6 protein-coding genes are annotated in these 6,728 nt (G+C 70.1%); all 6 read right to left on the bottom strand.

Annotation, left to right across the window (positions count from 1 at the left end):
* On the bottom strand, nt 1–2,282 hold a 2,282-nt coding region (locus tag KM933_RS38095), incomplete at its 3' end, for an AAWKG family protein (RefSeq protein ID WP_221361973.1).
* 126 nt (nt 2,283–2,408) lie between these two features.
* A complete protein-coding gene (locus KM933_RS38090; RefSeq protein WP_221361972.1) occupies nt 2,409–2,879 on the bottom strand; it encodes a type VII secretion system-associated protein in 471 nt (156 codons plus the stop codon).
* Nucleotides 2,880–3,122: 243 nt separating this feature from the next.
* Nucleotides 3,123–3,431, bottom strand: coding sequence for a WXG100 family type VII secretion target (locus KM933_RS38085; RefSeq protein ID WP_173895046.1), 309 nt, complete (start codon nt 3,429–3,431; stop codon nt 3,123–3,125).
* A 93-nt stretch (nt 3,432–3,524) separates the two neighbouring features.
* The gene (locus KM933_RS38080) at nt 3,525–3,860 is read right to left on the bottom strand and encodes a hypothetical protein (RefSeq protein WP_221361969.1); all 336 of its coding nucleotides are present in this window, start codon (nt 3,858–3,860) and stop codon (nt 3,525–3,527) included.
* A 446-nt stretch (nt 3,861–4,306) separates the two neighbouring features.
* Nucleotides 4,307–5,938: a type VII secretion protein EccB gene (eccB, locus tag KM933_RS38075; RefSeq protein WP_221361958.1), complete on the bottom strand. Its 1,632-nt coding sequence runs from the start codon at nt 5,936–5,938 to the stop codon at nt 4,307–4,309.
* 45 nt (nt 5,939–5,983) lie between these two features.
* Nucleotides 5,984–6,728, bottom strand: a 745-nt coding sequence (locus KM933_RS38070) for a ubiquitin family protein (RefSeq protein ID WP_488269394.1), incomplete at its 5' end; no start/stop codon positions are given.

The raw sequence follows: 6,728 nt of genomic DNA, 5'->3' as shown, positions 1-6,728 counted from the left end.
GTACCGTCCGGGGAGGTCGTGGTGAGCAGCCCGGTGTCCGGGTCGAAGGACGTACTGGCGCCGTTCAGGAAGTCGGTGGTGAGCTTGCCGCCGTCGGTCTGCGTGGTCGCGCCGGTCGGGGTCCGCAGAGCGGTACCACCTCCGGCGTTCAGTCCTCCGAGACCGCCCAGGGGCGTGGTGACCGGTGTCTCGTCGACCTGGAAGTTCCGGCCCTCACCGTTCTGGCCGCTCTGGCCGTTCAGGTCGCCGAGATCGCCCGGAGTCTCGCTGACCGGGGTGTTCTGGTTCAGCACGTCGTCGAGACCGTCGAGGTTCCGCGTGGTGACCGCGTCGAGGTCGTCGAGGTTGCCCGAGCTCTCGGTGACCGGGTTGTTCTGGTTCAGCAGGTCGTCGATACCGTCCAGGTTCTGCGTGGTGAGCGCGTTGGGGTCGTTGAGGCCGCCGAGGCTCTCCTGCACGCTCCTGGCCTGTTCCTCGGCCTCGCGCTTGGCCTCCTCCTGCTCGCGCTTCTGTTCCTCGCGCAGCTCGTCCTGGTACTTCTTGTCCTCGTCGCGCTGCTGGTTCTGCTCGTTGCGCAGGTCCTCCTGGAGGCGCTTGGCCTCGTCCTGCTCCTTCTTCTGCTCGTCGCGCAGCTCGTCCTGGTACTTCTTGTCCTCGTCGCGCTGCTGGTTCTGCTCGTTGCGCAGGTCCTCCTGGAGGCGCTTGGCCTCGTCCTGCTCCTTCTTCTGCTCGTCGCGCAGCTCGTCCTGGTACTTCTTGTCCTCGTCGCGCTGCTGGTTCTGCTCGTTGCGCAGGTCCTCCTGGAGGCGCTTGGCCTCGTCCTGCTCCTTCTTCTGCTCGTCGCGCAGCTCGTCCTGGTACTTCTTGTCCTCGTCGCGCTGGCGCCGCTGCTCCTCGCGGAGTTCGTCCTGGTACTTCTTGTCCTCCTCCCGCTGGCGCCGCTGCTCCTCGCGCAGCTCGTCCTGGTACTTCTTGTTCTCCTCGTTCTCCTTCTTGAGGTCCTCCTTCTCCTTCTCCAGCTGCTTCTTCTCGTACTCCTCCGAGGCCGTGCCGGTCGACTTCGGCTTGGGCACGTTCTCCGAGAAGTCCTTGCCGAGGTCGATGAAGTGGTTGTTCAGGGCGGACTGCACCTGTGCGGCCGGCTTGCCCAGGTACTCGTCGACGCCCTGGGTCCAGATCTTGACGGCCTTGTCGCCGACCTTCGCCCAGTTGGCGATGTCGGTCAGGTCGCCGTACTCCGGGTGCACCTGCGAGAAACCGCCCTGCGGGCTGTGCCGGACGGTCGTCATGTAGCGGGTGCTGGTCGACGTGATGTCCGTCTTGGCGACGTTGTTCGCGTCCACCCACTGGGCGAGGTCGTCCAGGACGTAGCGCAGTACCCGGTGCGGGTCGTAGTACGAGGACTTGGCCCAGGCCAGCCACGCGTCGAGCAGCTTCGTGGCCGCGTCCTCCAGGTGCTTACGGCCGAGGGAGAGGGCACGCGAGTACACGGTGTTGCCGGTGCCGGTCTCGCTGCCGGTGCCGACCGAGGAGTCGAAGGTCTCGACGTAGCTGTCGTAGTTCTCGCGGATCTTCTTCAGCAGGCTGCGGAAGACCTCCGCCGCCTCGCCCTTCCAGCTCGCGTCGTCCCGGCCGAAACGGTCCTCCCAGTCCTTCAGCACCGTCGCGTGGTCCCTGAAGAACTTGGCGGCGAAGTCGAAGGAGTCCCCGGTGGTGTTGAAGGAGTTCAGGTCCACCGCGACGTCGCCGGCCACGCCCAGGTTGCTGAACCGGGCGTCCTTGCTGCTGCCGTTCAGCAGCGCGATGAGCGCCGCCCGCGGCCCGTTCATGTACCGGGCGAGCGGGATGGTGCTCATCTTGTCCTTGTTGTAGTCCGTGAACTCGCTGCCCTCACGGACCTGGGCGTCGTGGACGTTGTCGGAGCCGGGGCCGGCGAAGATGATCTCCTCGCCCGCCTTCACGCGGCCCTCGAAGACGATGCGGGCCTGCATGATCGACCGCTTCTTGCCGCTGTCGAAGAACCAGATGTCGTAGTCCTCGCCCTTGTTCGTCAGGAAGCCGGAGTCCTTGACGAGCAGGCCGAGGCTGCGCTCCTTGATGTCCATCCGGAAGAGCTTGCCGCCGTGGTCGGAGCGGAGCGTGTCGAAGACGGTGGCGCGGTCCGGGACCGGATAGCCGGTGATGTGGGTGACCAGGGTGGCCCAGGTGTCGCTCGACGGGTCGCCTGCGTTGTCGAACTTGTCGAGATTGGCGACGGAATTGGGATCGTAGCGATCGGCCACCGGGCGCCCTTTCTGGTCGGTTGTCGTCCGCGCCGGCGCACCGCGTCCTCGTACGGATGGGCAGGCGTGTGTCGTTCACAGGGGTGCGCCGGGTGGCTGTACCGCCCCGGCCGGCGCGCGGCTCCGTCAGTCCTCTTCGTCGAGGTCCTCGGTGGTGCCGGCGGTGAGTGTGTCGACCTCTTCGAAGGTCTGCAGCAGGGTCTGGGCGTCGATCGCCCCGAGGTTCTTGTCCTTGGTCTTGTTGGCTTCCTCGATGGTGTCCGTGAGCGCCTCTTTGAGTTCCTTGAAGAGGTCCATCTGGTCACCGAGCAGCTTGTCGATGGCCTCGGCCGCGGTACGGACGCCCTCCACCAGCTTGGGTCCCGAGACCAGGGGCTCGGTGACCATCTTGCCGATGCGCAGGAGCTGGGCGTCCTGGTTGAGGTTGTCCGCGGTGGTGTGCCCGTCGATGAGCTTGCCGAGCGGGCGGATGGTGGACCCGTCGCCGTCCTCGCGGTGCTTCTTCGCGGCGGTGTGGACCGGCTGTACCTCGTTGTCCCGAAAGTTCTCCATCTGCTTGAGGTCGAAATGCTTGACGTCGGCCTTCTCACCGGCCATGGGACGATCTCCTACTCCTGCTGCTTGGTTGCCGGACGGGGTGGGACGGGGCGGCCCGGTGCACCCGGCGGCCCGACGGCGTCCGGCAGCATCCGGCGCGTCTCCCCGGAGCCCTCGGAGCCCGCGGAGTGCTGGGAGCCCTCGGAGCCCTCGGAGCCCTCGGAGTTGCCGCGGTTCCCGAGCAGGGGCCCGGTCCACGCCGGGCCCCGCTCTCAGGACGGACGAGAGGAAACGCCCGGGACCTTAACGGGCCCGCACGTTGCCCCAGTTGTCGGCGCTCCTGCGCTCGTCGCGGGAGTGGTTGTCGTGGATGGTCCGGATCAGCTCGCCGTTGTCGCCGAGGAGCCGCGCCATGTTCTTGGTGGCGTTGTCCCACTCCGCCTGGACCACGCGGTACTGCTCCTGGTCCGCACCCTCCCAGGTGCTGACGAGCGGCTTCAGCTCGTCCTCCAGGTTGTTGAGGGTCGTGATGATCCCCTGGGTCTGCTCCATCAACTCCTCGATGGCCTGCTGGACCTTGGGGTACTGCACGTCAATGATGCCGTCGGCCATGACGTCTCCTCTCGAAGGCCGGGCGCCAGCCCGGAAAGCTCACGAAGTCCGGTCCCCGTCGAAGGCCGAGGGGAGCCGGTACCACGGGGTGGTTCAGCGCAGCGCTTCGAAGACGCCCTGGCTGGTCTTGCTGTTGAGGACCTCGGTCAGGTCCTGGTTCTCCTGCGCCAGGCGGTTGGCGGAGGTCACGTTCTCCTGGAGCGCGTCGATCATCGTGCTGATCTGGACGACGACCTTCTGTGCCTCGGTGTTCCAGCTGCGGAAGAGCTTCAGCAGGGCCTGGCCCTCGTCACCGCCGACGCCCGAACGCGCGGCGATCTGCTCGACGTTGCCCTGGATCTTCTCGACCTGGTTCCGGGCCGACTCCAGAGAGGAGACGCCCCCCAAGCCCTTGGCATAATCCGCTTTCCTCGCGGCACTGTCCGCCATGTCACGCTCCCTTCGTTCAGGCGCGTCTCGTCGCACCGTTGCCCGCTGAGGCTAAAGAGAAAACAGGGTTCCGCGCAATGCGTGCAGGGAAGATGTGAGAAACGGCCGGTTCGGCAGAATTCTCCTGCATGGCAACGGAGTTGTGCGAATGTTGCGGCGAGATGAACAGGCGTGCCCGAACACGGGCAAGCCGGTCCGAGCCGCCCACCGGATGACGGCGAAGCATGCGGGGAACGGACACGCAGAGAGACCGGACGGTCACCGGGAAGAACCGCGTTCGGCAATGCGCACGCGTCCGGAGGATTCCACGCGTTCGGCCGACCCGATTTTCTGAGCTTTTCCTGAGGTTTCGCCTTCGTGTCCGGCCGGTGTTTTCCGTGCCCGTTTTCTGTTTGCTCTTTTCCCGCGGCGCGGTATGCGCTCCCCGCCGGGGCCGGCAGGCGGCGTCAGCCCTGGGGAACGGTGCCCGCCGCGCCCGCCGCGCCCTCCCCCTCTCCGGCTGCGTCCGCGGTCCCGCCGCCGGCGTCATCGGGGCTGTCGGCCTTCTCCTCGTCGGCCTGCCCCGCCTTGCCCGCGTCGCCGCACTCCGGTGCCGTGACCTTGGGCTTCACGGCACCGGAGGCCGCGGCCGGGTCCAGGTCCGCGCCGGTCGGGAACGCCGCGAGCAGCGGTGCCGGTACGGAGCCGATGTCCCCGGCCCCGTACCCGAGTGCCGCCAGCGACTGCTTGGCTGGAACGCGGTACTTGACCCCGTTCTCGGCCACCAGGTAGGTGGTCCCGGCGTGCGCGGCGCCGCTCGCGTGCAGGGCCCGGACCAGGGCGCCGTGCCCCGGCCGCACCACCGTGGCGTCCGTCGGGACGCAGGCCGGCTCCAGCGGCTCGGCGGTGCCCTGCGACACCGCGACCGGGGCGAGCCGGTCCAGCGGGACCAGCACCGACCTGATCCGTACGCCGCCGTCGTCGCCGTCCACCTGCGCGCAGAGCGCGGTGCCGCGCTCCGCGGACTGCGGCAGGGGCGGTGCGTCCGGCAGCTCGGCGGAGCCGGCGGTACCCGGGTCCTTCGCCCGGTGCTCGCGCAGCGCGTCCGCGCCGACCGTGCGCACCTCGGGCGACTTCCCCCGGTAGGCGTCCTCCTGGGTGGCCGGGTCGCCCAGCACCAGGGCGGCGCCGAGCCGGGTCAGCGGCACCAGGCCGTCCTCGCGCAGCAGCTGGTAGGTGCTGCCGCCGCCGGGCACGCTGACCTTGAAGAGCTGGCCGATCCGGCTGGCCTCGCCGCCGAGTTCGGGGCCCTCCTCACCGCGCCCCTCCACCGCGGGCGGCTTCAGGGCGGGGCCGGGGGCCAGCGCGTCGAGGAACGCCGCCGAGACCGGCATCGGCTGCTGGGAGCCGTAGCCGAGGGCGTTGCGGGCGTCGGAGGCGCGGTCCAGGGGCAGCCGGCTGCCCCGCCACACCAGGTACTCGGTGCGGTCCGGACCCCGTACCAGCACTCCGCGGTCGCGGCCGATGCCGCGGGAGTCCAGGGGCGTCCCGGCCGTCACGGTGGTGGCCCCGGGCTTGTCCACCCCGGTGCTCGCCACGGCGCCGGAGGTGTCGGGCAGCGCCCCGTCGGGGCCGGTGACGCACATGTGCCAGGCGCCGTCGTCGAGCTGCCCGGCCTCCGGCACGACGTCCGGGGCGCCGGGGAGACCGACCGGGGCGCCCACCGGGACACCCCGCAGGGAGGGGGTGCGGACGTCCGCGGTCGCCAGGTCGGAGCCGCCGATCAGCCGCGCCGAGGCGTAGTTGCGCACCGGGTGCAGTACGCCGTCGGTGCCGGTCCACAGATAGCGGGCGCCGGTGTCGCGGTTGACCACCAGGTGCTTCCCGTCACGCCAGCCGTCGTTCCCGCCGGGGCGCAGCAGGCCGTAGACGATGGCGCCCGCGCCGATCAGGACGGTGACCAGGACACCGAAGACCACACCGCGGGTGGTGCGCCCGAGCGGGCTCTCCGGGGCGTCCGGGTCGGCCGTCAGCAGGCTCGAACTGAGCCTGCCCATCATGAACGTGTGGGCGTGTACCTGGTCTCTCTTGGACTGCACGGCCTCTCCTCAACTCCTTGTCCATGCCGCGGCGTACGGGTGTGCTCAGCCGAACAGGCCGCGCAGCCAGCCGAAGAGGCCGGCCGCCCACAGGGCGAGCGGCAGCAGCGCCACCGCGAGGCCGGTGTGCGCCAGTTCCGCCGCGCGGCCCCAGTACGGCAGCATCCGGCGGCCGGGCACCGTCCAGGCGGCGATCACGAGGGCGGCCGCGGCGGCGAGCAGCACCGCGAAGACCACCGCGCGCCCGTCGCCGTCCTGGTCCTGCGCCCAGGCGCGGGCGAGCAGCAGCAGCCCGAGGACACCGGGTACCGCCAGGGTCAGCCGCTGCCCGATGTGCACCAGCCCGCGGCAGTGCAGGAGCAGCAGCAGGCTCAGTGCGAGGGAGGTCAGCACCTCGGGCAGGTTCGGGCCCTCGGTCAGGACGACCAGGGCGGCCGCGGTGATGACGCCGGTGGCGGCGAAGAGCGCGGTGACCCAGCGCCCGGCCAGCTCGGTGCGCTCGGCGACCTCGTCGCCCGCGTAGGGCTCGATGCCCTCCTGGAGCTGGGCGGCGGAGGACGGCAGCGCGGGCAGCCGCATCCCGGCCAGTTTGAAGGCGAAGGGCGCCACCGCGCCCGCGGCGAGGGCGACCACCGTCGCCACCAGCGCCGCCGAGGCCGGCACGCCCAGACCGGAGTAGGCGATCAGGCCGCCGGCGATCGCGGCCGCCACCGAGACCAGCGCGGTGGTGAAGAGGGCAGGGGCGCCGACCGCGGTGGCGGCGAGCGCGAGGACCGCGCCGCCCGCGCCC

Source organism: Streptomyces beigongshangae, from assembly GCF_019710745.1.
Taxonomy (GTDB): domain Bacteria; phylum Actinomycetota; class Actinomycetes; order Streptomycetales; family Streptomycetaceae; genus Streptomyces; species Streptomyces beigongshangae.
Note: the sequence above shows the minus strand (reverse complement) of the source record. Positions and strands in the feature narration are given on the sequence as shown.

Bases quoted from the DNA above. Each gene is read 5' to 3' on its own strand.
- KM933_RS38090 (WP_221361972.1), bottom strand. From the start codon at position 2,879: ATGGCCGGTGAGAAGGCCGACGTCAAGCATTTCGACCTCAAGCAGATG.
- KM933_RS38080 (WP_221361969.1), bottom strand. From the start codon at position 3,860: ATGGCGGACAGTGCCGCGAGGAAAGCGGATTATGCCAAGGGCTTGGGG.
- KM933_RS38085 (WP_173895046.1), bottom strand. From the start codon at position 3,431: ATGGCCGACGGCATCATTGACGTGCAGTACCCCAAGGTCCAGCAGGCC.